The sequence below is a fragment of the Leifsonia sp. SIMBA_070 genome (assembly GCF_046534635.1).
Taxonomy (GTDB): Bacteria; Actinomycetota; Actinomycetes; order Actinomycetales; family Microbacteriaceae; genus Leifsonia.
The window spans coordinates 3,229,634-3,253,338 of record NZ_JAWRYK010000001.1; the positions used below are offsets into that span (position 1 = coordinate 3,229,634).

The 23,705-nt window shown below is 71.3% G+C and carries 16 protein-coding genes; 9 read left to right on the top strand and 7 right to left on the bottom strand.

Going from position 1 to position 23,705, the window contains the following annotated elements; all coding sequences use genetic code 11:
* Positions 1 to 27: 27 nt before the first annotated feature.
* Together SB754_RS15190 and SB754_RS15195 are read left to right on the top strand one after the other, a co-directional pair.
* The gene (locus SB754_RS15190; protein ID WP_410783145.1) at positions 28 to 921 is read left to right on the top strand and encodes a hypothetical protein; all 894 of its coding nucleotides are present in this window, start codon (positions 28 to 30) and stop codon (positions 919 to 921) included.
* A 213-nt stretch (positions 922 to 1,134) separates the two neighbouring features.
* The gene (locus SB754_RS15195) at positions 1,135 to 2,472 is read left to right on the top strand and encodes a response regulator transcription factor (protein ID WP_410783146.1); all 1,338 of its coding nucleotides are present in this window, start codon (positions 1,135 to 1,137) and stop codon (positions 2,470 to 2,472) included.
* Here the strand turns inward: SB754_RS15195 and SB754_RS15200 are convergent.
* Positions 2,448 to 3,014, bottom strand: a complete 567-nt coding sequence (locus SB754_RS15200; protein WP_410783147.1) for a hypothetical protein — start codon at positions 3,012 to 3,014, stop codon at positions 2,448 to 2,450. The two genes, SB754_RS15195 and SB754_RS15200, sit on opposite strands and share 25 nt — an antisense overlap.
* A 116-nt stretch (positions 3,015 to 3,130) precedes the next feature.
* On the opposite strand from SB754_RS15200, the gene SB754_RS15205 reads away from it, so the two are divergent.
* From SB754_RS15205 to SB754_RS15215, 3 genes are all read left to right on the top strand, one after another.
* A complete protein-coding gene (locus tag SB754_RS15205; protein WP_410783148.1) occupies positions 3,131 to 4,738 on the top strand; it encodes a LuxR C-terminal-related transcriptional regulator in 1,608 nt (535 codons plus the stop codon).
* A gap of 118 nt (positions 4,739 to 4,856) precedes the next feature.
* On the top strand, positions 4,857 to 5,282 hold the full coding sequence (locus SB754_RS15210; RefSeq protein WP_410783149.1) for a hypothetical protein: 426 nt from the start codon (positions 4,857 to 4,859) through the stop codon (positions 5,280 to 5,282).
* 136 nt (positions 5,283 to 5,418) lie between these two features.
* Positions 5,419 to 7,593 (top strand): sigma-70 family RNA polymerase sigma factor, encoded by a 2,175-nt coding sequence (locus SB754_RS15215; protein WP_410783150.1) that lies wholly within the window; start codon positions 5,419 to 5,421, stop codon positions 7,591 to 7,593.
* 280 nt (positions 7,594 to 7,873) lie between these two features.
* On the opposite strand, the gene SB754_RS15220 is transcribed toward SB754_RS15215, so the two are convergent.
* From SB754_RS15220 to SB754_RS15235, 4 genes are all read right to left on the bottom strand, one after another.
* Positions 7,874 to 15,406 carry a DUF5979 domain-containing protein gene (locus SB754_RS15220; protein WP_410783151.1) on the bottom strand — a complete coding sequence of 2,511 codons (7,533 nt, stop codon included), beginning with the start codon at positions 15,404 to 15,406 and terminating at the stop codon, positions 7,874 to 7,876.
* A gap of 192 nt (positions 15,407 to 15,598) precedes the next feature.
* A complete protein-coding gene (locus SB754_RS15225) occupies positions 15,599 to 16,333 on the bottom strand; it encodes an energy-coupling factor transporter transmembrane component T (RefSeq protein ID WP_410783152.1) in 735 nt (244 codons plus the stop codon).
* A complete protein-coding gene (locus tag SB754_RS15230; RefSeq protein WP_410783153.1) occupies positions 16,330 to 18,096 on the bottom strand; it encodes an ABC transporter ATP-binding protein in 1,767 nt (588 codons plus the stop codon). Before SB754_RS15230 ends, SB754_RS15225 begins: the two co-directional genes overlap by 4 nt.
* A gap of 51 nt (positions 18,097 to 18,147) precedes the next feature.
* The gene (locus SB754_RS15235; protein WP_410783154.1) at positions 18,148 to 19,122 is read right to left on the bottom strand and encodes a M20/M25/M40 family metallo-hydrolase; all 975 of its coding nucleotides are present in this window, start codon (positions 19,120 to 19,122) and stop codon (positions 18,148 to 18,150) included.
* 149 nt (positions 19,123 to 19,271) lie between these two features.
* Between SB754_RS15235 and SB754_RS15240 the strand changes: the two genes are divergently transcribed.
* From SB754_RS15240 to SB754_RS15255, 4 genes are all read left to right on the top strand, one after another.
* A complete protein-coding gene (locus SB754_RS15240) occupies positions 19,272 to 19,769 on the top strand; it encodes a DUF6325 family protein (protein WP_410783155.1) in 498 nt (165 codons plus the stop codon).
* Positions 19,770 to 20,014: 245 nt separating this feature from the next.
* A complete protein-coding gene (locus SB754_RS15245; RefSeq protein WP_410783156.1) occupies positions 20,015 to 20,809 on the top strand; it encodes a TIGR00266 family protein in 795 nt (264 codons plus the stop codon).
* Between the two features lie 125 nt (positions 20,810 to 20,934).
* Positions 20,935 to 21,099, top strand: coding sequence for a hypothetical protein (locus SB754_RS15250; protein ID WP_410783157.1), 165 nt, complete (start codon positions 20,935 to 20,937; stop codon positions 21,097 to 21,099).
* A 49-nt stretch (positions 21,100 to 21,148) separates the two neighbouring features.
* Positions 21,149 to 21,289: a hypothetical protein gene (locus SB754_RS15255; RefSeq protein ID WP_410783158.1), complete on the top strand. Its 141-nt coding sequence runs from the start codon at positions 21,149 to 21,151 to the stop codon at positions 21,287 to 21,289.
* Positions 21,290 to 21,405: 116 nt separating this feature from the next.
* Here the strand turns inward: SB754_RS15255 and SB754_RS15260 are convergent, their stop codons facing one another.
* Together SB754_RS15260 and SB754_RS15265 are read right to left on the bottom strand one after the other, a co-directional pair.
* On the bottom strand, positions 21,406 to 22,470 hold the full coding sequence (locus SB754_RS15260) for a S1C family serine protease (RefSeq protein WP_410783159.1): 1,065 nt from the start codon (positions 22,468 to 22,470) through the stop codon (positions 21,406 to 21,408).
* A 138-nt stretch (positions 22,471 to 22,608) separates the two neighbouring features.
* The gene (locus SB754_RS15265) at positions 22,609 to 23,703 is read right to left on the bottom strand and encodes an ABC transporter substrate-binding protein (protein ID WP_410783160.1); all 1,095 of its coding nucleotides are present in this window, start codon (positions 23,701 to 23,703) and stop codon (positions 22,609 to 22,611) included.
* Positions 23,704 to 23,705: the final 2 nt, after the last annotated feature.

Consider the following 23,705-nt stretch of genomic DNA (forward strand, 5'->3'; position numbering starts at 1 on the left):
CTCACAGGGTTTCGGAAGGGGGGAACGGTGCGCGATTCGCTTTCGCCCGAACCTGCCGCCGTGGCCCGTCCCTCCCGCTCCGTCCTCCGACTGGCACTCCTCGGTCTTGCAGGTGCGGGCGTTCTGACCGTCCTCGGCTTCATGGCGCAGTCGCCGGCGGCGTCCGCCGATGAGCAGTCGGGGCACGGCGGCCTGCTCGGCTCGATTCTGACGCCGGTCACTTCCGGCGTCGACTCGATCGTCACCTCCGTCCCTGTCGTGGGCGGCGTGGTGGATTCGGTTCTCGGCTCCACCCCGACCGGCTCGATCACCACACCCGTGGTGGGCACGGTCGACCATGTCGTGGACGGGGTCGTCGGCGGCGTCGTCAGCGTCGTGACCGGTCCCACGGGCGGTTCGACGGGCCCAGCGACACCCCCACCGCCACCCGGCGACGGATCGACGCCGCCCCCGGCAACGGGCGGCAGCGACGGAAGCGGCACCGGCGGAGCCGGCAGCAACGCAGGCGGCACGGCGGCCACGCCGGCCGCACCCGGCACCTCCGTTCCCGAGCCGGCAGCCGCTGCGACGACCGTGGCCGCATCCACTGCGACGACGTCAGCAGCAGAGCCGGCGCCCTCGACCCGCGCAGGCCACACGTCCCCGGTCGCGGCCCCGCTCGCCTCCGCCGGCGCGGCCTCCCCCTCGGGAACCGGCGGTGCGCCCGTAGCCGTCGAACCCCCGGTCGACCCGCATTCGCCCGCCGACGCGACCTCCACGGGTGGCGCGTCCACGGGATCCGGCGCGTCCTCCTCCGGCCCCGCAGCCGAATTGAACGGCTCCTGGCTCCCTCCCGCCGTACCCGGCGAAGCATCCTCCCCATCGTCGTCGAACCGTCCGCCCACGGCACCACCGGGCGAACACGACGTCAGCCCCGGCTGACACCCCTCCTCCGGCCGGAGGCGACTCGCCTCCCCTTCCGGTAGCGGCCCGATACGGTGCTGCGCCGGCTCGATGGACGCCCGCTTCGGGCGCGGAGCCGACGCGTGGGCACGCGATTCGGGGCCGGAACGCGCGCCTCCACGGTGGTGGATGCTGCTGCACCGTTCCGCCCTTCCCGCGTCGTCACGCGTCCGAATTCTCGGAGGACAGCTCGTGGAACGAGCGAATGACACGGCCGACCACATCCACGGTCGGCCGGAAGGACCAACACTCGGCGTGGCCCACGTGGTCGACCGCGCCATCGTGCGGGCGAACCAGCTCGACACGCACCGGCGGGAGGGGCGGGCGGAGCGAGCACGTATGACGGCCCGCACCGGGATCGCCGAGCTGGATGCGCTCACCGGTGACGAACCCGACCACGCCGACACGGTGAGCGGCCTGTACGCGCAGTTCGGCTCGGCCCTGCTCGACGCGGGCTCACCGGAGGAGGCGCTCCACGCCTTCCGGAAAGGGCTGGCGTGGGCGCCCGACCCGACGCTGCCGTCCGCGTCGGCCAATCGGGCGATGCTGGCCGGCCTGCACGCACGCGAGGGCGACCTGCGTCGTGCCGAGGAGGAGGTCGAGGAGGCCGGGGCCGTCACCGGCGACCGGCTCCCGCCTGCCGATGCGGCGATGCTGCGGACGGCGGAGGCGATCATCTCCCTGTACCGGCTCGACGCGGTGACCGCGACGGAGCGGCTGGCCCGCGCCGCTGCGCACGTTCCGAGCGCCGGGCACTGGATCCCCTACGTCCTCGCCGCCAGTACCGGCGAACTGCTCGACGGCTCCCCCGGCCGTGCGCTGGCGTTCCTCGACCAGTGCGTCCGGGAGCAGGGGGCCGAGGCCCGCACCGATGCTGCGCGCGGGGCTCTGGCGCCCCTGCGCGCGGTGCTGCAGCTGGCGCTCGGCCACCCGGACGCGGCCGCCGCGGTCCTCGATCGCGAACCGGTGACCGACAGCGCGGAGCGGATCGGGACCGCCCGCGTGGAGCTGGTGCTCGGCCGGCACGGCGCCGCCCTCCAGAAACTCCGGCCCCTCTCGGCGGTCGTGCTCTCGCCCCGTGAGAGCGCCGAGGCGTCCGCGCTGGAGGCGGCCGCGCTGCTCCGCTTCTCCAGCGAGAAGCGGGCCGCCCCGGTGGTGGACCACCTGGGCGCGCTGCTGGCGAGCAGCGGTGGGCTGCTCCTCCCGCTGGCGCTGCTGCCCCCGCACGACCTCGCGCGGGTGGTCAGGGCGCTCGACGCCCTCGGCTACGCGCAGACCGTCCCGCTGGAACGAGTGCGTTCGGTGCTGCCGGATGCAGGCCCCGGCATCGTGCTCACCCGGCGCGAGACGGCCGTCCTGGCCACCCTTTTGGTGCACGCGTCCCACACGGCGATCGCGGCAGAGCTGAACGTGTCGGTCAACACGGTCAAGTCGCAGCTGAGGAGCGTCTACCGCAAGCTCGACGTCTCAACCCGCGACCAGGCGATCGCGGTCGCGCTGGAGCGTCACCTGCTGGTCGAGAGGGAGTGAGGCCGCAGGATCCCCGCCCTGAGGACCCGGCCGCCGATGAGCCACGCGATGCCCGCGGCGGCCAGTTGCCCGATGAGCCGACCCGCGAAGGTCAGAATGAGGATCGGCGCGGCCAGATCCCGCGGTGACATGACCGGGAGCGACACCAGGAAGAGCAGCACCGCCGTCACCACCGCGGCGACCACGTGGTGCCATGGCCGGAGCGGCCCGCGCCTTCCGAGCAGCATCAGAGTCACGTCGAAGCCGAGCCCCGTGATCACGAGCGGGACCAGGATGAGCACCCCGAGCGGTGTGAAACCGATCGTCAGGATGCCCACCAGTGAGAACGCGATGGTGGTGGTCCAGGCGAAGCCGACGAGTCTCCTGGCCAGGAACGGCAGGACGCTGTGCATTCCGGCGGCGACGGCGTACGCCGGCGGGAACAGGGCCGCCAGCGTCGCGGTGAGCGGGGCGACGAGGATCAGCAGCAGCGCTCCGAGCGCGCCGAAAGCGGCGATGATCAGCAGCGATCGCGTGCTGAGCCGGGGCGGCCGCTGGGCCATGGGGTACCTCCGTGGAGAGTGCGGGCACTCCATCCTGCACGATCCAGCGAACGTGAGAGCGCGAACACGGATCCTGCCTGCTCCACGAGGCGCAAAGATGGAGTCAGGAGGATGAATTGGACGACGAAGCTGTCCACGACGACGCGGTGAGCGCACAGCGCTCGGCCACAGGCCGGGAGGCGATCGCGAAGCTGCAGGCGGCGGTGGAGCGGGCCGACTGGGATGGGGCGACCACGGCGGTCCGCGAGGGCTGGTTCCACGTCATCAGCGAGCACGGCGAGGTTGCGCGCCTCCTCCTGGAGCGCATCCCGGTGCCGGAGCTTCGCGCGCATCCGCTGCTCGCCCTGCTCCTGGGCCTGACGTACAACTCCCTCGGCTTTCACCGGATGCGGGCGCTCCGGTACTTCGTCATCGCCGTCCGGGCCGCCCGAACGCCACGGAACCTGACGCTCGACCCCGTGGACCGCGTCCTCATCCGCTCGGCCGAGGCCAGCGCGTATCGCCTGATCGGCCGCGTCGGCCTGGCGGTCGGACCGGCCCGTGCCGCGGTCTCGCAACTGGACCGGCTCACGGATGAGCAGAGGGACGAGGTCAGCGAGCTTCCGCGGGTGTACGCGCAACTCGGCATCTCCCTCTACTACGCCGGCGACGTGGATGGCGCGATGGAGACCTTCGCGAAGGGTCTGGCGGCGACGCCCACCACGCCACCCTCCCCCGGTTTCGGCAACCTCGCCATGATGGCGGGCATCCACGCGCTGCAGGGCGACCTCCCGGAGGCGCGTGCCCACGTCGAGTACGCCCGCACCGGACCCTGGACGGACCGCCAGCGACGGATGTACACCGGCACCTTCTACCGCCTGGCCGAAGCCATCCTGGCGCTGGAGCGGTTCGAGCCGGCGGAGGCACGAGCCCACCTGTCCGCGATGGAGCACGACCGGCGGACGATCGAGCACTGGATCACCGAAGCGCACGTGGAGGCGCTGGCGCAGCTGGTCGACGGCCGGCCCGGCGACGCGCTGGCCGGCCTGGAGGCGTACGCGGCCATGCGCGCCGGCGAGGCGCGCTCGGCGGCAGCGCGCAACCAGCTCGCGCCGATCAGGGCGATCCTGCAGCTGGCCCTCGGCAACCCCGACGCCGCCGCCGCGATCGTGGAGCGCGACACCGCTGTCGGTCCCGACCGTCACATCGCCCGGGCCCGCGTGCATCTCTCGCTCGGCAGGAACGGCTCCGCCCTCACCGAGTTGAAGGCCGCCACGGGGAAGCCCCTCACCGCCCGGACCGCTGCCGAAGCTGCCTCCCTCGAAGCGGCGGTGCTGCTGCGCCTCGCTCCCACGTCCCGCACGCGCGGGGTCGTGGAGCAGCTGGGCGCCCTCCTGTCCCGCACCGAGCAGCGGCTGGCGCTCGCCCTGCTCCCCGGCGACGACCTGGAACGCGTCTCCCACGCGCTGGAGGCCGCCGGCTACGGCCGTTTGCTCCGCGAGATCCCCGTGCGCCCGCTGCTTCCCACCGCTGAGCCGGAACTCCTGCTCACCGACCGCGAGGTCGCCGTGCTGACCGAGCTGCTGCGGACCGGGTCGGCGTCAGAGATCGCGGCGGCGCTCGTCGTGTCGACGAACACCGTGAAGACGCAGTTGCGCGGCGTGTACCGCAAGCTGGGCGTGAACAATCGCGAAGACGCCATCGCCGTCGCACTGTCCCGCCACCTGCTGGTCGAGCGGGACTGACGGGGCCGGTGGCCGTTCTCAGGGTGATCCGAGGGTGAAATCCGCCCACGAGGGTGCATCGGGGCCGTAGCGTTCCGAGGGAACCTTCCGCTGCCCGCCCCCTCCCCGCGAGGACGACATGACCCTCGACGAGAGCATCCCGATCGGCCACCGCCGAAGCCCTCTCCCCATCCGCACCGTCGGCATCCGCCCCCGAGCCCTGCCCGACGAGCTGGCGGCCGTGCTGCACGCCGCCCACCAGGAGGAGCAGGAGGCGATCGGCGGCCAGCGCCGCGCGGCGTACCTGCTCACCCGGCAGGTCATCGCCGGCCTGCTGAAGGCCGGCTACCCGGCTGCGGTGCTGGCGCGCGAACTCGGCGTGAGACCCGAGTCCGTGCGGACCCGCGGCCAGTCCGGCTGGATCGCCCTGGCCGAGATCGGCGCGCTCTGCGGTCTCTCCGACAGCGAGCTGCTCGAGCAGTGCGCACGCAACGCCATCCCCCTGGACGAGGAGGGCCGCCTCCACAGCGATGGGCTGGTCCCGCTCCTTCTCGCGGAGCGGTGACCTCCACCGTTCCCCGCCGGACGCGAAGAAGACAACTGGAGTCGCGTCATGAATGCGGGCATTTCCGATCTCTCAGGTGGTGCGTGACCCGGACACGCGCCGACTCCGCCGACCGACCATCGGTGAGGGGGACGAGATGAGGCAGGACGAGGTGACGTACGACGACGCGGCGGCTGACGAGCCGACGGCCGAACGCTCCGACACCGAACTGGTCGAGTCCGCCCGCGCCGGCGACGACGAGGCGTTCGCGGAGCTGTGGAGACGACACGCCTCCGCCGGGCGGACGGTCGCGCGGTCGTTCAGCACCGAGGACCCGGACGACGTGGTCGCGGAGGCGTACGCGCGCGTCCTGAAGGCGGTGCGCGACGGGAACGGGCCGCGGACCGGCTTCCGGCCCTACCTGTTCACGACCATCCGCAACGTCGCCGCGGCCTGGGGAGGCTCGCGCAAGGAGCTGCCGATCGAAGACGCGACGACGATCGAGGACCCCGCATCGACGGAGGCCGCCAGCATGGATGCGCTGGACCGCTCGCTCACGGCGCGCGCCTTCCGCTCCCTCCCGGAGCGGTGGCAGGAGGTGCTCTGGTACTGCGAGGTCGAGGGGATGACGCCGGCCGCGGTCGCACCGTTGCTCGGCCTGACCGCGAACGGCACGGCCGCGCTCGCCTACCGCGCCAGGGAGGGCCTCCGTCAGGCATGGATCCAGGCGCACATCTCGTCGAGCCCGGAGGGCTCCGAGCACCGCTGGACGACGGAACGGCTGGGCTCGTACAGCCGCGGCGGGCTCGGCCGGCGGGACACCGCACGCCTCGAGCGGCACCTCGCGGAGTGCACGAAGTGCAGCATCGTCGCGGTGGAGGCCCGGAACGTGGGCGCGCGGCTGACGCTGGTGCTGCTTCCGCTGCTGCTGGGCATTTCCGGCGCTGCCGCCTACGCGGCCACGGTGCGCCAGGGGGTCGCCGCGACGGCGGCGGCAGGGGCCGCGAGCGCAACCGGATCCGGGACGCCGCCTGCGGCGGTGACGATACGACCGGGCCGAGGGGCCCGCAACGCCGGCAAGGGATCGTCTGCGGGCGGCATCGCCGTCGCGGGCGTGCTCGTCGCGGCCGGGGTGGCCGCAGCGGTGGTGCTCGGTCCCCAAGTGTTCGGCGGGTCGGGCGGACACGGTGACGCCGGGGCGAGCTCCGGAGCGGCACCGGCGGAGGCGCCACCGGCCGCTTCCGATCCGGACTCCGCGCCGGGTGAGCAGCCTCCCGTCGCGGAGCAGCCGGCGCCTCCCGCCCCGCAGGCGCAGCCGCACCAGCCCGACGAGCCCGAGCAGCCCGGTGACACCGACGCACAGGGGAAGGATGCGCCGCCTGCGCCGGTCGTCGCGCCCTCCTCCCCCTCGAACCCGGCGGCACCGCCGTCCACGCCGTCCACGCCGTCGACGCCGGTGACGCCCCCTGCCGCACCGGCCGCACCCGTGGTGAGCACGGCCGTCGCTCCGGGCTGGCGCACCGCCGCATCCGCACTGCCACTCGCCGGAACGGGTGCTCCGGGCGCGGCCATCGGCATCGCCGCGGTGCCCGCCGGCTCTCCCGTGCAGCCCGCGGCATCCGCATCCTCGGCGCGTCTCGCGCCCCTCGCAGGGCCGGCCTCCCTCGGGACGGCCACCGTGGGGCCGGACGGGACCTGGTCGCTCACTGCGGATCTCGCCTCTCTGAGCGACGGTCCCTGGGACCTCCGGGTCACGCAGACGACGGACGGCGGCACCTCGACGCCTGCGGTGGTGTCGGTCACGATCGACCGCACCGCCGCACCCCCGGTGATCGTCGCAGCAGACACTGGGACCGGCGCCGACGCCGCCCGCCTCGCGCCCATCCTCTCCGGGACGGCCGAGCCGGGCGCGACGGTCCGCCTTCTCGACCACGGGACGATCGTCGCCACCGTGGCCGCGGACGCCGGTGGCGCCTGGGTCTCGCCCGAGCTCATCGCCATCAGCCCGTCCTACGCGCTGACCGCGGAGCAGACCGACGTGCTGGGCAACGCCTCCGTCGCCTCCACCCCGCTGGAGGGCACAGCGCTCGTGCCGACAGTGACGGCCACCGGATCGCCGGGGACGGTCGCGCTCACCGTGCACGGCCTCCCCGGCGCGACGGTGCAGGTGTGGGCCGATGGCGCGTCGACGCCGTTCTCATTCACGCTCGACGCGGCGGGCGACGCCGCACGCACGTACGGATGGACGGCAGGAGACCACCGCATCGGCGCCCTCTACCTGAGCGGCACCCGGCACGGCGTCCTGTCGGACGTCCCGGTCACTCTCCCCTGAGGCGACGACCGACTGTTGCGGTGAGCCGGGCCGGGAAAACCCGGCCCACCGCGACCGCCTCCGACGGCGCCGCCGATCGGCGGGCCGAATTCGCCGGGATCAGCGGGCAGCGTCCGGGGCGACCCGCTTAAGAGAGTCCCTTCGACCCGGATCATGACGCCGGTCCGGAGAATCGACGCGAAAAAGGGTGCGGCGGGGAGGTTCCCGTCCTCCCCGCCGCTCGACGGAGAGGCTTACCCAGACTCTCCTTCGGCCGGTCGCCAACCAGATCCCGTCTGGTTCATCGCTTCCGGAGTCGTGGCCGCCGCCGCAGCAGCAGGAGGCCGGCGCCGGCGATCAGCGCCGCCAGCGCGGTCATCGCCCAGGCGAGCGAACCGAGCAGGTCGCTTCCGGTGCTCGCCAGCCCGTGCACGCCGGGGTCGGTGACCGTGGCGCACGCCGTGGCAGCGTCACCGCACTGACCGTCGCCCGTCGACGGGTCCCACGGACCGTCGAGCGCGTCCAGGGTGGCCCTGTTGGTCGTGTCCTGCGGCGCGATCAGCGTGGCGACGACGCGGATGCTCGCCGACGCTCCCTTCGCGATACCGGGGATCACCCAGTGCAGTCCGGCGCTCGTCGTCGTCGCGTTCGGCGTCGTGCTGACCACGCGGAGCCCGCCGGGCAGCAGGTCGGTCACTCCGACGTCCTTCGCGTCGATCTGACCGTCGTTGGTGACGGTGATCGTGTAGACGATCGTGTCGCCGACGGCCGCCGTGGAGCGGTCCGCGGACTTCGCGATGCGCAGGTGGCCCACGTCGAAGCGGTTGGTCACGGTGACCGTCGCCGCCGATGCGGCTCCGATCGTCACGGTGCCGTCCGCCGGGTCCATGGTGGTCGCCGTCGCCAGTCCGGCGTCGGTCTCCTCGACGGCACAGGATGCGCCGACGATCAGGCCGTCGATGGTGGCGGTGTAGCCGTTGTCCTTCGAGAGGGTCAGCGTGCCGTCATCGGCCAGCGTGATCGGGGTGACCACGCCATCCACGTCGTAGGTGCAGGTGACCTGCATCGTGAACGGACCTGCGCCGAACTTCGTGACGCCGTCGCCGATCCGCTTCTTGTCGATGACCAATGAGCCGGTGTCGAATGCGTTGGTGATCGTCACCTGCGCGGGAGCGCCGGCCGGGACCGTCACGCCGGCGGCCGGAGCGATCGTCACGGCAGTCGCGCCGCCGGTGGCGGTCTCCGTCGTGTCGCAGTGCGCGCCCTGGATGAGCCCGGTGACCGTCGCGGAGTAGCCGTTGGCGTCATCCAGCGTGACGACACCCCCGTCGGGCAGCGGGATGGTCAGCGTCTGGCCGTCCTTCTGCCAGGTGCAGACGAGCTGCGCGGTGAAGGGGCCGGCGCCGTAGCGGGCGACGCCGTCTCCGGTGCGCTCCTTGACGATGCTGACGCTTCCGGCGGAGAACGTGTTGGTCACGCTCACCGTCACGGTCGGGACCGAGCCGTCGGCCGCACCAGGGATGGTGACGGTCGGCGTGTCCACCGTGCTGCCGGTCGCGCCGCCGTTCGTGGTCTCCACCACCGAGCATTCGGTGCCCGCGGGGTAGAGGCCCGGGACGGTCAGCGTCTGGCCGCCGACGATGCTCAGATCGCCGTCGAACAGCGTCTGGTCACCGTCGTAGACGCAGGTGACGTGCACCGTGAACGGGCCGTCGCCGTAGTTCGCCGCCGCGTCGCCGTCGACGATCTTGGTGATCGCGAGCGCGCCGGCCGCGTAGTGGTTGACGATCTCGGCGGTGGTCGGCTGCGCGCCGGCGCCGAGGGTCACCGTCGCCTGCGAGCCGTCGGTCGCAGCCGCGCCGTCGATCGAGAAGGCGACGTGGTTGGGAGCGGCGGCCGCGCCATCCGGATCGGTCTCGGTCACGACGCACTTCGCGTGCGCCGGCAGACCGGCGATGGTGTGCGAGTCGCCGTCCTGCAGCGTGAACGCGGCGTCACCGGCGGCGAGCGGGATGCTCTGGCCGAGCGGCGCGGTGCAGACCACCCCGACGCCGAAGGGACCGAAGGAGCCCGCCGTCGCCGCGGTGTCGACGTGCTTGCTGACGACGAGATCCGTGGTCGGGTAGTCGTTGACGATCGCGACCTTCTGCGCGTCCGGCACGGGCGCGGTGGCGTCCGCCGCCGCGATCGTCACGGTGCCAGGGGTCACGCTGCGGCTCGCCTCGCCGTACGAGCCGTCGGCGCCGTGCTCCACGACCGCGCATTGGGCGCCGGTCGGGATGCCGTCGATCCGGGCGGTGTACTGGTTGGCCGCACCGAGGGTCACCGAGGCGTTCGCGCCGAGGGCGACGGTCGCGCCGGCGACGGTGCAGGTCACGTCGGCCTGGAAGCTGGTCGGCGCGTACTGCGCCGCCGCCCCGGTGACCGTCTTGGTGATCTGCAGCGGGCCTCCGGTGAGGATGACGCCCGCCTTGATCGGCTCCTGCGGCCCGGCCGGCTGGGAGCCCGACACGTAGGTCGGGTAGAAGCCGAACGAGTTCCAGGCGCGCACGCCGGTGACGGGCGCGTCGACCGGGGCACGGTGGTCGTTCGCGGTCGTGGTCGGGACGTTGGTGCTGGTGTAGGTCACCTTCACCGCGGCGCCGGCCGCGAGAGTGCCGGTGGCGGTCCCGGTGAAGTCGAACACCATCTTCACGCCGGTCACATCCGCTGCCTGGATGGTCGAGCCGACCTGGCTCGACGGCAGCCACGATCCCGCGGCGCAGGCCTTGCCGGGCGTGATGTCGTCGGCGCAGGGCGCGGCAGCGGTGGTGACGTACCAGGTCATCGTCGCGCCCGCGGCATCCGCGGACGGGAGGAAGGTGAGGTCGCCGTTGAACCGCGGCGTGTAGACGGAGCCGCGCGGCGACGAGTCCACCACGCCGGTGTCACCCGGGTACGGGAACACATCGACTGCCGTCAGCGTCTTGGCCGCGACGTTCCCGCCGTTCACCATGTCGAGCTTCCAGTCGTCGGTCGCGCCGATCGCGCTGACGGCCGCACAGGGGTAGCGGTAGTAGCCGTCCGTGTCCGCGGTGCAGGGCAAGGCCGGGTTGACCACGTTCTGCGCCAGACCGGTCGACGACTTCACGCCCTTGGCGGCGGTGAACGATCCCTGCGAGAGGGTCGTCACGACGTTGGAGGTGGAGCACGTGTTCGCGGCGAAGGTCACCGGCCGGCCGTTGCCCGAGTTGAGAGCGGTGCAGTCGGCGGAGGTGAGCTGACGGTCCGTCGTGACCCCGAAGGAGTTGAGCGCGGTCGAGGAGGGTGCGAGACCCGGCTTGATCTGCAGCCCGATGGTGATGCTGTACGTCTCACCCGGTGCGAGCTGCGACCCGGCGGGCCAGGCGAACCGGATGGTCCGTGAGGCCGCGTCGTAGCTGCGGACGATCGTCGCGCCGTCGACCGGCAGCGTCCCGCCGGTGGAGGTGCTGTAGGTCGGGACGTTCGTGGGAACGAACAGGAGTGAGCCGTCGGCCGGCAGGGTGTCGGTCACGACCGGGTTCGGGAGGATGCCCGTTCCGGTGTTCTTGAAACGGAGCGTCCAGTTGACCTCGCGGCCAGAGGCCGCCTGTCCGGGGCTGGTCTTCTCGACGGCCAGCTTGGCCGTCCCGGGGTCCACGCCGAAGGTCGCGGTGGCCGTGGCCTGCGGGGCGACGACATCGTTGTACGAGGCGTCGGCGGTCACCGTGTCGGAGATGGTCCCTGCTGCGGTCTCACCCGGCATCGGCTGCGCGACGGCGGTCGAGGTGACCGGTCCGCTCCCATCGCGGAGGGCGGTGCGCAGCGAGAGGTTCAGCTGCACGTCGTCGAGGTTGTCCGAGGCGGCGAACGAGGCGCCGTCAGCGCGCGTGTAGGTGAACCGGAGTCCCGTCACATCGCTCGCCGTGACCCCTGCGGGGAGGGCGGCGGAGGCGATCACCGTGGGCGTGCCGGACTGCCACTGGGCGGACGCGCCCCAGCCGGTGCGGGCATCCACCTGCACCCGGTCGGCGCCTGTCGGCGTGTTGGGGAGGGTGAACGACTTCAGGGTGAAGGCGTTCCAGAAGGTGTCCGCCGCATCCTGGATCACGAGCACCTTCGGTGCGAGCGTGCCGGTCGACCGTGCGCGCAGGAATACCTGGATGGGATCGGCCGGCTTGGCCTGCAGCGTGCTCGTCGGGTTGAACGACTTGGCCGTGGTGACCTGGAGGTTGCCGTTCTGCAGGGTCAGCGTCGTGCCCTGCTGGTCGGCAGCCTGCACGCCGGGGTAGACGTCGTCGTGCAGCGTCGCGTGGGCGATGTTGTCGATCGTGCCGGGGACGGGAGTCGCCCCTCCGGTGCGCGTCGTCTTCCGGAGCTGAGCGGTCAGCGTGAGGACGACCTTCTGCTGCGGCGCAATGGTGCCGCCAGTGCCGTCCGTGCCCTGAGCGTTCGTGCCCCGGAACAGGGAGCTGACGCCGACGACATCGGCGAGCTGGGCCGGCGTGAGGGCCATGGCGTCTGCGACGGTGAGGGTCTCCGTGGTCTCGGTTCCATCGGCGGCGCGGTGCAGCAGCGAGACGCTGCTCTGCGAGGTCTGCACGCCGGGAGCCTGGCTCAGGTCGACGACGATCTTCGTCAGGGTGAGCTGCTCGAAGGGGTTGCCTGTGGCGTCGTACGGCGCGAATGCGCACGGAGCCGAGCTGGTGGCGTTGGTGCACTCCGCCGGGTCGGACAGCCGCAACTGCCAGGTGCTGCTGTTCGAGGTGTTCAGCGCCGAGGTCGTGTACGTCGTCGTCGGGTAGTCCGCCGCCGGAACGTCGGGCTGCGGGATCACCAGCGTCTGCGGCGATGCCGTCTTCGTCACCTTGGTGGTGAAGGTCGGGTCGACGATCGTGACGTGGTCATCGGCGTCGCGAGTGGTGGGCGCACCGCTGAACGGCTGCGCTCCGACCCGGACGGTGTTGTCCACGGCACCGGGCGAGCCTGCCAGGTTGTACGTGCGCGTGCCGGTGACCCAGTCGGTCGTGGTGCTGCCGCGCACGCTGTTGCGGATGGTCAGGTCGAGGTGCATGGTGCGGCCGCCCGGCTGGGTGCTCGCGCTCACGCTCGCGACGCCGCTGCCGACCGCCGGTGCGGTGGGGTCGCCGGTCGACTGGATGCGCGCGGCCCGGTTCGGGCTCTCGATCACCGTCAGGCGCACGCCCTGGGTCGAGGCGCGCTCAGCCGCCGTCAGCGTGTAGCCGGGGAAGATGCCGTCGCAGGCGTTCGCCGAGGCGCAGGCCTCCGAGGTGATGTCGTTCCACTGGGTGCCGTCGAACAGCTCCACCTTCGAGACCTTGTCCCAGCGGATGAGCGGGTCGAAGGCGGCGCCCTGTGTCACGGTCGGAGTGATCGCGTCGATGCGGGCCAGGTCGAAGGCCTGGAAGACGCTGCCGTCGACGGGGCTCGGCACGGCCGGGTCCTGGATGGTCATCGACTGCATCCCGCTGACCTGGGTGCCCCAGCCGAGCGTCACGCCGGTCGTGGTGCCGGACTGGGCCTGCAGCACCTTCGTGCCGTCCCAGCTCTTGGAGGCGAGCAGCGACCCGGGGCCGCCCTGGGTGGCCTGCACACCGACCGTTGCACAGTCGACAGCGGGCTGGCTGGTCACGGTGGTGCTGCCCGCGACGACGCCGGTGGCCCCGCTCTGCGCGCAGTTCTGGTAGTTCGTGATGGCCGGGTACGCGCCGGGGTTCGTCGGCCCGCCGCTGCGCAGCGTGCCGCGGGCGGTGAAGCCGATCGCCGGCTTGACGTTGGTGGCCTGACCGAAGCCGTCGCTGTCCGTGAAGGTGAACCGCAGCCCGAGGAGGTCGGAGTGGGTGGTGCCGGACGGCAGCACGCTGTCGAGCACTGCAGAGTAGGTCTTGGAGGCTGCGGTCGCATCCACGACGGTCAGCGTCTTCCAGGTGGTGCCGTCGGTGGTGTACTCGATCGTCAGGGTCGACCCCGACGGCACGGCCGTCGGAGCGATGGAGGTGGCGTCGAAGGCGTTCCAGTACGGCGCGTTCGCGGTGTCCTGCGGCTCGCTGACGACGATGGTGTTCGGCCGCACGGAGCTGGTGCCGCTCGGCGTCTGGGCGGACAGCTGCACCAGGCTGGTGCCGCCGGGGATGACCGTGCTTGGGGTGACGGTCTTGTCGAGGGTCAGCTTCACCTCGGGGAAGTACACGTCGAGGTTCGCCGTGGCATCGTCCGACGCCGTGCCGGCCGGGTTGGCGCCGGTGACGGTGACGGTGTTCGGGTAGGTGACGAAGCCGGAGCCCGTCGGGCCCGCATCCGTCGTGGTGTTCACCGTGAAGGGGATGGTGGCGGACGCACCGGTCGCGATGGTGCCGGTGTAGACGATCTGGAAGCCGGTCAGGTACTGGCCGCCGGCGAGAGTGGGAGCGGCGGGGAGGCCGGAGGCGGCGTCGAAGGCCGAGTCGGCCGGTGCCGCTCCGGTGTTGACGAACCACTGCACGGTCGCGCCGGTGGCGCCCTGCGGCCAGGCCGCTCCCGTCGTGAAGCCGCCGAAGGTGACCTTGTCGGTGAAGAACCCGCCGGTGCCGGGCTCGCGCACGGTCAGGCTGGTGAGCGGGCCGGTGGAGGTGTTGCGCGCGACGAGGGTTCCGACGGAGGACTCGCCCGCCGGGATCTGGTGGTCGAGGAACGACTTGCCGGCGGCGACGCTCACGGTGAGCGGCGCCACCACCTGCTGCGCGGAGGCGGGCGGCGCCTGGCCGTCGCCGTTGGGCGTGCTGACCGTCGCGCCCACCTGGTTCGTGCGGGTGCCGCCGGTCACCAGGCTCGCAGCCGTGTTCCGGTCGGACGCGCGCTGCGCGAGGGTGAGGGCCACGGAACCGGCCGCGCCTCCCGCAACGATGGTGTCACCGGTGCTGGAGGAGAACACGAACTGCAGGCCGGTCACGTCGCCCGCCCGCACACCGGCGGGCAGCTGGGGCGTCGCGCCGACGGGGCCGTCGACGGAACCGCCGGCGGTGAGCGCGATGACCTGCACCTGATCGGCGCCCTCGGGGAACGTCACGGCGCCGAAGCCGGCGAGGTCGTAGTACGAGAACGTACTGCCGGCCGCCGCGGGGTCGGCGGGCTCGGCGATCGTCAGGCTGGTGGCCGGGATGTTCGAGGTGTTCTTCACCGTCAGCGCGACCTGCGAGGTCTCGCCCGGGTTGTACTGCGTCGACCCAGGGGTCCAGGTCTTCGAGACGCTCGCCTGGATCACGTCAGGGACGTGCACGGTGACCGGGACCGCGCCGCTGACCGTGGTGGCATTGGTCGCCTGGAACGTGGCCGTGTTCGTCAGCTGGACGCCGTCGAGGCTCTTGTCGACATCCGCCGGCATCGTCACCTGGATCTGCACCGAGCCGGTGGTGCCCGCCGCAAGACCCGTGCTGGCCGGGACGGTGTTCGGCACGCTGTCGGCGAAGGCGACCGTCACCGTGTTGCCGTTCACCGTCGTGGTGACGCTGCCCGCGCCCACGACGTTCGGCTTCCCGACGATCTGCAGCGGCGCCGGGACCGGGTCGGTCAGCACCGCATTCACGCACCCGGTGGTGGTGGAGGAGCAGCCGTAGTTGATCGTGTAGAGGAAGCTCTGCCCGGGCTCCACCTCGGTGACGTTCGCCGTCTTCGACAGGTTCAGGACGCCGGAGCCGAGGTCGTCGGCACTGGCCGCCGGGGCTCCGATCGCGAGGGCGCCGATCAGGGCGAGCACGACCCCGGTCGCGACACTCGCCGGGGCGCGAAGCGTGCGGCGGCTGTGACGGCCGCGGGAGGGAAGAAGAAGGGAACGCAAACGGGTAAGCAAAACGGTGTCCTTCGGGCAGAACGGGGCGGGCGCGCGGGAACACGACCGCTATCGGGATTCACACAGAGTGTGGCGGTATCGCGTACCCGAGCGGTCGTTTTTCACCCTCGATTCACCCTGGGAATGCCCAAATCACCCCCACCTGGGGGGTGTATTCCGCAATTCGATGGTGAATTCGGCTCAGAGCAGCGTCAGCACGGCTGCCGTCGCCGCCCATCCCGCCAGCACGAAAGCCATATCGATCGCGCGCCATTCCACCGGATGACGCTCGGTCCGCTGCGGATGCGCGCCGAACGCACGGGACTCCATCGCCAGGGCGACGCGTTCCGCGTGCCGGATGCTGGACACGAGCAGAGGCACCACCGTCGCGAGCGCCCGCCGCACCGCAGCGACCGGCCCCCTACCCGGATACAGCCCCCGCACCCGCAGCGCCTGCCGGATGAGCGCGAGCTCCGCCGCGGACCGGGGCACGAACCGGAACGCCGCGACGGCCGTCTGGCTGAACCGGTACGGGATGCGCAGCTGTGCGGTGAGCGACCGCGCGAGATCGGGTCCGCTGGTGGTGAGGCCGCCGACCAGCCCGAGGGCGAGCAGCGCCCCCAACCGCAGTCCCGTCGTGAGACCGGTGGTGAGGGCGCCTGCGCCGGCGGGAGCCCAGAGTGCGAACCCCGCGGACATGACGAGGACGCCGAAGGGGAGACCGACCAGGAGGAGCACGAGCGCGCCTCCCCGCGGGCGCGCGCCGACGAGCAGCAGCACGACGGCACCCACCGCGAGCGCCAGCGCGACGCCGATTCCCCGTGCGACGAGCAGCACGATCCAGCCCGGCAGGACCGCCGCGACTTTGGCCAGCGGGTTGAGCCGGTAGAGGAACGCCCGCGGGGTCGCGGCGAGGCGGAGCGCCGGTGCGGTCATAGCGCCCCCGGCAGGTCGGCGAGCCGGGTGAGCCCGCGCAGCGCGGTGTGGACATCCGGCCCGGCGAACGCCCGCACGAGGGGAGGCTGCCGGAGCGCATGCGCCTCCAGCAGGCGTCGATCGCCGAGGATCGCCGAGGTCTCGCCCTGGGCGACGACCCGACCGCCGTCGAGGATCACCATGCGGGTCGCATACTCGGCGATCAGGCCCAGATCGTGCGTGACCGCCACGACGGTGGCGCCCTCCGCGTTCAGCCCGGCGAGCAGGTCCAGCAGCTCGATCGCTCGGGCATGGTCCTGTCCGAAGGTCGGCTCGTCCAGCACCAGCACGGGCGCGCCCTCGATGAGGGCTGTGCCGACCGAGAGCCGTCGCTTCTGCCCGCCCGAGAGCAGGAAGGGATGCGCGGTGCGCTGCGGCTGAAGGTCGAGCCGGCTCAGCATCCGCTCGACCCGCTCGCCGATCTCCTCCGTCGGGAGCCGTCGCTGCCGCAACCCCACCGCGAGCTCGGCCTCCACACTGTCGGTCACGAACTGGTGCTCGGGATTCTGGAACACGAACCCGACTGCCTGCCGGACTGCACGGGCCGACGAGCGCGACGGGTCGAGACCGAGCACCTCCACCGTGCCGCGCGGCGCACGCCGGACTCCCGCCAACAGCTGCGCGAGGGTCGACTTGCCCGCACCGTTCGGACCGACGACGGCCACGAACTCGCCCCGGCCGACCTGCAGTGAGACACTGTCCAGGATGCGGCGGCCGCCGCGGGTGACGCTCAGATTTCGGATGTCGACCGCCGGCGGTCCGGACACGGGGGCGACCGGTGGCCGCGACGCGCGGGTGCTGACCTCTGAGGCGGCCGACGCCTCGGTCGCGGTCAGGGCCTCCGCCAACTCCTCCGCCGTGAGCGGGAGGGGGTCGATCTGCACCCCCGCGCGCCGAAGGCGCAACGCCGCCGACGTCGCGGTGGGCAGCCACACGCCGAGCTCCTCGAGCTCGGCCGCGCGATCGCGAACGACCTCCCGCACGGGGCCCCGGGCGAACGGCCTGCCGTCGGCGTCGAGCACCAGGACCGTGTCCGCCACGCTCAGCGCCAGGTCGACGTTGTGCTCCACCAGCACGACCGAGCGTGCCGCGCCCGGCGCGGTGAGCTCTCCGAGCAGGCGGTACACCTCCTCCGCTCCCGCCGGGTCGAGGTTGGAGGTGGGCTCGTCGAGCACCAGCAGCGGTGACCCCATGGCGAGGGCGCAGGCGATCGCCAGCCGCTGCTTGCCGCCTCCGGAGAGGACGTCCGGATCGTCGTCGCGCCGATCCCACAGTCCCACCGCCCGAAGGGCCTCCTCCGCACGGGCCTCCACCTCGGCCGCCGGGAGGAGCAGGTTCTCCGGGCCGAAGCACACCTCGTCGAGCACCGTGCGGGTGACGAGCTGGGCGTCGGGATCCTGGAACACCATCCCGACCCGGCTGCTCAGCTCGGCGACGCTCGCGTCCCTGGTCTCGACGCCGCAGACGGTCACCGTGCCGTCCAGTTCGGCCGGGACCGCGTGCGGCACCAGACCATTGAAGGTCAGGGCGAGGCTGGACTTGCCGGAGCCGCTCGGCCCGAGGACCAGCAGCACTTCGCCCGGCGCGACCTCGACATCCACACCGTCGGGAGTCCAGGCGGTTGCGCCGTCGTGGCGCACCCGCACGGAGCGGGCCACCAGGACCGGAGGGATGGCGAGGCCCGGGTCCGGCCGGGAGGCGCGCTCGGACTGCGGACTGCCCATCCGGCCCCCTCCCGTGCTCGGCACCAACGCTACGGCACGAAGACCTCGGCGCTAGGTCGCGAGGGTCACGGCGAAGCGTTGAAGCGCTGCGTTGGTGAGCTGGAGCATCTCCCGGTCGACGTTGTCGATATCGTCACAGCTCTGGTGGTAGCAGGAGATGATCGTCGTGAGGGGCGTTTCGTCGACGACGGTCGAGATGCCGGTCACGGCAATGCCCACCTTGTTGAACGGTAGGCCGTCGGAGCGAGTGGCCTGCTCGTACCCTTCCAGGAACGGTGTCCCGTCCGGAAACGAGGACCTGAGTCGCGCTTCCAGCTCGGCGGACCCCGGAGCGAGCGTCAGGTTCTCCTCGTCGGGCGACTGGCCGGCACTCGAGCGGTCTCCATCGAAGACGTGAACCTTGGCGTTCTTGCCTGCGGACATATCGATATTGACGTAACCGGAGATACGCGCCCTCTCGGACTCGGTCAGTGCTTTGACGTACGCCACCGAACCCTCGACACCGGTCTCTTCGGCGTCCCAGAACGCGAGCCGGATCGTCTGCGACAGGTGGGAATGCTCGGTTGTCACCTTCTCGGCGAGAGAGAGCAGGTTCGCGACACCGGATCCGTTGTCGACGATGCCGGGACCATTCGGCACGGAGTCGTAGTGCGCGCCGATGAGAACGGAGTCTGCGCCGCTACCCGCATTGAGGTCGACGACGATATTGCGTCCCGTGATCGACGCGCTGGTCGTGAACTCCTCGACGGTCGGCGCAAGACCGAGCCCCCTCAGTTGCGAGACGATGTAGTCGCCGCTCGCCGTGCCGCCCGGCGTGCCGGTCGCTCGGTTGCCGCCGTGGTCGTCGGAGATGCGCTGCAAGTCCCGGAGGGCCTGGAGGGGGTCGGCCAGCTTCGCTCCGCGCGCAGTAATGGAACTGCTCGTCCCTGGGCTGCTCGGCTGAGCGGAGCCCGCGCACCCCGTCAGGATCAGGCTCGACGCGACCATCAGGCCGATGGAGGCGCTCACAAGCACGGGTGATTTCATGTGATTCTTCGCTTTCGTGGACGACTTCCTACACCTAGGAGACGGATCGCCAGCGGAATCGTGATGCTCCCACCACGCTTTCGAGGTGCCTATCGCGTGCGCGTCGCGCGGTGCTAGCTTCCGGCTGAAACGACGAAGTGGAGGGCGCAATGGACGCGCAGATCAGTGATGTCTCCGGGCCGGTGGATTTCCTCGTGCTGGAGTTTCCCCCTGGACACCAGAACTTCACCGGGGAGGTCCTCGCCGAGATCGATCGATTGACCGAGAGCGGAATCATCCGGGTTCTCGACTCGATCGTCATGGCCAAGAGCGTGGAGGGTGAGGTCGAAGGGTTCGAACTCTCCGACCTCGACGAAGCGGAGGGCACGGACGTCCTCGCCTCGGAAATCGTGCCGTTGATCGCGGAGAGCGACGTGGTCGCCCTCGCCGAAGCGATGGAGCCCGGCAGCGTGGCCGGCGTGCTGGTGTACGAGAACGTGTGGGCCGCCGACTTCGCGATCGCTGCTCGAGCGGCGGGAGCCGAACTCATCGCCGACGGGCGCATCCACACGCAGGTCCTCGCCGCCGCACTCGAAGAGGCCGCCGCCGCGTCCGCCGCCGCGGTCGAGCCCGAGGGCGGCGCCGCCGCCGAGAAGAAAGAGGTCTGACATGTTGAACCCCGCACGCGCAGGGCGAGCCGGCGTGGTCCGGGCGCCCGTGGCCAAGGCCGCTGTCGTCGGGCGCGCCGTCACACCGGGACCCGCTCCTGTCGCCAAGGCCGCTGTGGTCACAGCGGCTGTCACACCGGGGCGCCGACGTCGCTGACGGCCCGCGCCGAGTGCCTCTCGCGCGACGGCGGGACCGAAATGGCCGCAATCAGGTCGAGCGGATCCGGGTTCCGTAGCCTCCAGCCATGTCAACCTTCTCCGTTCTTCCCGACGCCGGCCAGTCCTCGACCTTCGACTACCGGGTGGACTACCGCCCGGCGTTCTCGATGGCCACCCTCGACCTCCGTCCCGGGCAGACTGTTGCGACGCAGGCCGGCGCAATGGTCTCCATGTCGTCCTCCGTCGAACTCTCCTCGCAGCTGGAAGGCGGCCTGGTCGGCGCACTCAAGCGGTCCGCAGCGGGGCGTTCGGCCTTTGTGTCCCGTTTCACCGCAACCGCCGGCCCCGGCGAGCTCACTCTCGCTCCGTCGACCCCCGGCGATATCGTCCCCCTGCAGCTCGACACGGGCTCGTACAACATCGCCGCCGCCTCGTACCTGGCGAGTGAGCCGTCCCTCGACATCGACACCGCGTGGGGAGGGATGGCCGGCTTCTTCGGTAGCGACAGTCTGTTCGTGATGCGCGCCTCCGGTCAGGGCCTGCTCCTCCTGACGGCTTTCGGCTCACTGCACGAGAAGCGACTGGAGGCGGGCGAGCGGTACACGATCGACACCGGCCACGTCGTGGCTTGGGGCTCGACGATGAACGTGCGGATCCAGAAGGCCACCAAGAGCCTGTTCCGCTCCTTCACGTCGGGCGAAATGCTCGTGGCCGAGTTCACCGGCCCCGGCACCGTGCTGATGCAGACCAGAAACCTCCAGGCCTTCGTGGGGGCGATGGGGCCGTTCATGAACGCAGGCGCCGGGGGAGGCGCCAACGGTGCGGCCACGGTCGTAGGCGCAGGTGTCGCCGGCGGAATCCTCGGTGGTCTGTTGTCCTGACACCGTCCGGGCACTCTCATCGGCGGGGACTCCCTGTGCGATTTCGCAGTAATTGCGCTAGTGCCAACGTGTCGACTGTGCGGCACGATGGTTGCGCACGCGTCGCCGGCAGGGAGGGGACCCGCATGGAGCACGGCGAGATCGGCGGCCAGCCGGAGGAGCACGACGAGACCCGCCCTGTGCACGGCGGAGCCGTGGTGGATCAGCACACAGACCCCGGGACGGGAACGCGCATCGTGACCCTGCGCTCGGGGATCGTGCTGGAGTACGACCCGGACTCCCACTCCTGAGCTCCATCTGTCTGTCGCGACGCCGACGACGACGCTTAACGTGACCTCCATGAACAGCAGTCACGGCCCCACGCTCCTTTCCAGCGATCGCAACCGGAGGCGACGCTCGGTGATCGCCTGGATCGTGATCGGCTGCCTCCTGCTCGGCGCAGGCGGCTTCGTCGTCATCGCAGTGCTGGCGCAGCACTGACGGTCCGCCTCACTGCGCCGCCAGCGGTCCACGAACGCGTGCCTCGATGGATGCGGCCCTACCGCCGGATCCTTGGGCCACTGTCGGAGATCGCCGCCCCGCCGTCCCGGCCTCCGCTACTGCAGGGTCACCTTCGTGGTGTGCTCCCGGCCATCGCGGACGTACGAGACATCGACCGTGCCGCCCGCGCTGCTAGTCACCTGCAGCGCCGTGAGCACGTCGATGCTGCGGGCGGCCTGCCCGTTCATTCCGGTGATGACGTCGCCGGCGCGCAGACCGGCTTTCTCGGCGGGTCCGTTCGGGTCGACCTGCTGCACTAAGAGCCCGTCCGGAATCCCGTACGCCGATGCCACAGCGGGCGGGATAGGGATGGCGGTCAGTCCGGCGCTGGGATGCGACACCTCGCCGTGCTCGATCAACTCGTGGGCGATCGGCAGGGCCAGCGACTCGGGAACTGCGAACCCGATCCCCACGCTCCCCGTGCTTCGCTGACCTGAGCTCCCCGGCACCGTCGCAATTGCTGTGTTGACGCCCACGAGCCGCCCCCGGCAGTCGACGAGGGCACCGCCCGAGTTGCCCGGGTTGATGGAGGCGTCGGTCTGAATCGCCCCAGCGAGCACCGCGTTGGTGTCGTCGTCGCTGGGAACCGGCACGGTGCGCCCGAGGGCACTCACGATGCCCGCGGTCACCGTGCTCGACAGTCCGAGCGGGGCGCCGAGGGCCACGACCGGCTGGCCGACCACGAGCCCGCCGGAGTCCCCCGTCCCGATGACGGGGAGGGGCTTGTCGTCGTGGACCTTCACCACGGCGAGGTCCGTCTTGGGGTCCCGGCCGATCAGCGCCGAGGGCACCTCATGCCCGTCGCTGAACCGCACGGCGAGCTTCGCGCCCGTTGCGGCCGGCGCGATGACGTGGTTGTTGGTCAGGATGTAGCCGTCCTGGGTGATGATCTGCCCGCTGCCATTGCTGGATCCGGCGTCGCCCACCACGTGGACGGTGACGATGGTCGGAAGCACCTGGTCGGCGACGGCCGCCGCGTCGCAGCCCCCACGGTTCCCATTCGAGAGCAGGAGGGTGGTGAAGACGCCGGCGATCATCCCGCCTCCGATGAGGACGAGTGCCGCCCCGAGCACCAGCAGGGCGATGACCCAGCTGCGACGACTACCCCGGACTTCGCTCATCCCCGGCCTCCCCTGTGGTGGCGCCAGGCTAACGGCGGCTCACCGAGGAGGCTAGATCTGGATTCGCGCGGAGGGCGCGGAAAGACCGACCGGCCCGCCCGGCTAGGGGGCGGCGGGCCGGCCGGCCGGTCTGTGTCGTCAGCCGTTCGCGCCGGCGGGCTTGGTGGTGGTCGTGAAGCCTTCGAGCTTGTTCGCCGCGTCGGCGTACTTGTTGGTGAACGTGTCGGCGATCTTCACCTTCGAGGTGTCGACGCCGATCGTCTTCTCCATGTCGAAGATCACCGAGGGACCGCCGGCCGGCATGATGCCGTCCGGAAGGAACTGACCCTTGTCGGTGGTGAGGCCGTCGATGTACTGCTGCTTGGTGATCGTGCTGTTCTGCACGAAGTCCTGGGGCAGCTTGTTCGCGATATCGGTCGCACTGTGCGTGGCGATCCAGTGCATCGTCGCGACGAGCGCGTCGACCACCTTCTGAGCGGCGTCCTGGTGGCTCTTCACCCAGCTCGCGTTGGCGAGCAGGCCGGCGGCCGGCCACGCACCGCCGAGAGCCTTGGTCGCTCCCTTGGTGGTGGCGAGGTCGACCGACGACACGGCGAGCTTCTGGGTCGTCAGCGCGCCGACGGTCGGCTGGGTCGTCATCACGCAGTCCGCGGAGCCGCGCTGGATCGCCGCGATCGCGGTCGAGCCGGCGTGCACGGCGATGGTGTTGTACTGCTTCTTGTCGACGCCCGCCTTCGCCGCGAGGAACTGCGTGAGCTCGTCCGTGCCGGAACCGAGGTCGGTGACTCCCATGTTCTTGCCCTTGAAATCGGCCCCCGACTTCACGCCCGCTTTCGGGTTGCACATGACTCGTTCGCCGGGCGCACCGGAGAGCTGGACGAGGTTGATGACGTCTTTGCCCTTGGACTGGAAGTCGACGGTGTGGATGTACCAGGCGCCGGCGAGGTCGACCTGGCCGGAGGCCATCGCATCCTCGGCGCCGACACCGCCGTTCTGCTCCGTCGACAGCTCCATGTTGACGCCGTACTTCTTGTAGTAGCCGAGGCTCTGGGCGAGCTGGTACGGCAGGTAGATCTGCTTGTCGATGCCGCCGACCATCATCTTGACGGTGGGCATGGAGGCGGCGTTCGACGCGCCGCCGGACGACGCTCCTCCGGCGCCCGAACTGCAGGCGGCCAGCCCGAGGGCGACGACTCCGGCCGCGGCGATGAGGCCGATGCTGCGCTTGTTCATCT

Bases quoted from the DNA above. Each gene is read 5' to 3' on its own strand.
- SB754_RS15255 (WP_410783158.1), top strand. From the start codon at position 21,149: ATGAACAGCAGTCACGGCCCCACGCTCCTTTCCAGCGATCGCAACCGG.
- SB754_RS15225 (WP_410783152.1), bottom strand. From the start codon at position 16,333: ATGACCGCACCGGCGCTCCGCCTCGCCGCGACCCCGCGGGCGTTCCTC.
- SB754_RS15265 (WP_410783160.1), bottom strand. From the start codon at position 23,703: ATGAACAAGCGCAGCATCGGCCTCATCGCCGCGGCCGGAGTCGTCGCC.
- SB754_RS15240 (WP_410783155.1), top strand. From the start codon at position 19,272: ATGGACGCGCAGATCAGTGATGTCTCCGGGCCGGTGGATTTCCTCGTG.
- SB754_RS15200 (WP_410783147.1), bottom strand. From the start codon at position 3,014: ATGGCCCAGCGGCCGCCCCGGCTCAGCACGCGATCGCTGCTGATCATC.
- SB754_RS15215 (WP_410783150.1), top strand. From the start codon at position 5,419: ATGAGGCAGGACGAGGTGACGTACGACGACGCGGCGGCTGACGAGCCG.
- SB754_RS15230 (WP_410783153.1), bottom strand. From the start codon at position 18,096: ATGGGCAGTCCGCAGTCCGAGCGCGCCTCCCGGCCGGACCCGGGCCTC.
- SB754_RS15235 (WP_410783154.1), bottom strand. From the start codon at position 19,122: ATGAAATCACCCGTGCTTGTGAGCGCCTCCATCGGCCTGATGGTCGCG.
- SB754_RS15260 (WP_410783159.1), bottom strand. From the start codon at position 22,470: ATGAGCGAAGTCCGGGGTAGTCGTCGCAGCTGGGTCATCGCCCTGCTG.
- SB754_RS15245 (WP_410783156.1), top strand. From the start codon at position 20,015: ATGTCAACCTTCTCCGTTCTTCCCGACGCCGGCCAGTCCTCGACCTTC.
- SB754_RS15210 (WP_410783149.1), top strand. From the start codon at position 4,857: ATGACCCTCGACGAGAGCATCCCGATCGGCCACCGCCGAAGCCCTCTC.
- SB754_RS15250 (WP_410783157.1), top strand. From the start codon at position 20,935: ATGGAGCACGGCGAGATCGGCGGCCAGCCGGAGGAGCACGACGAGACC.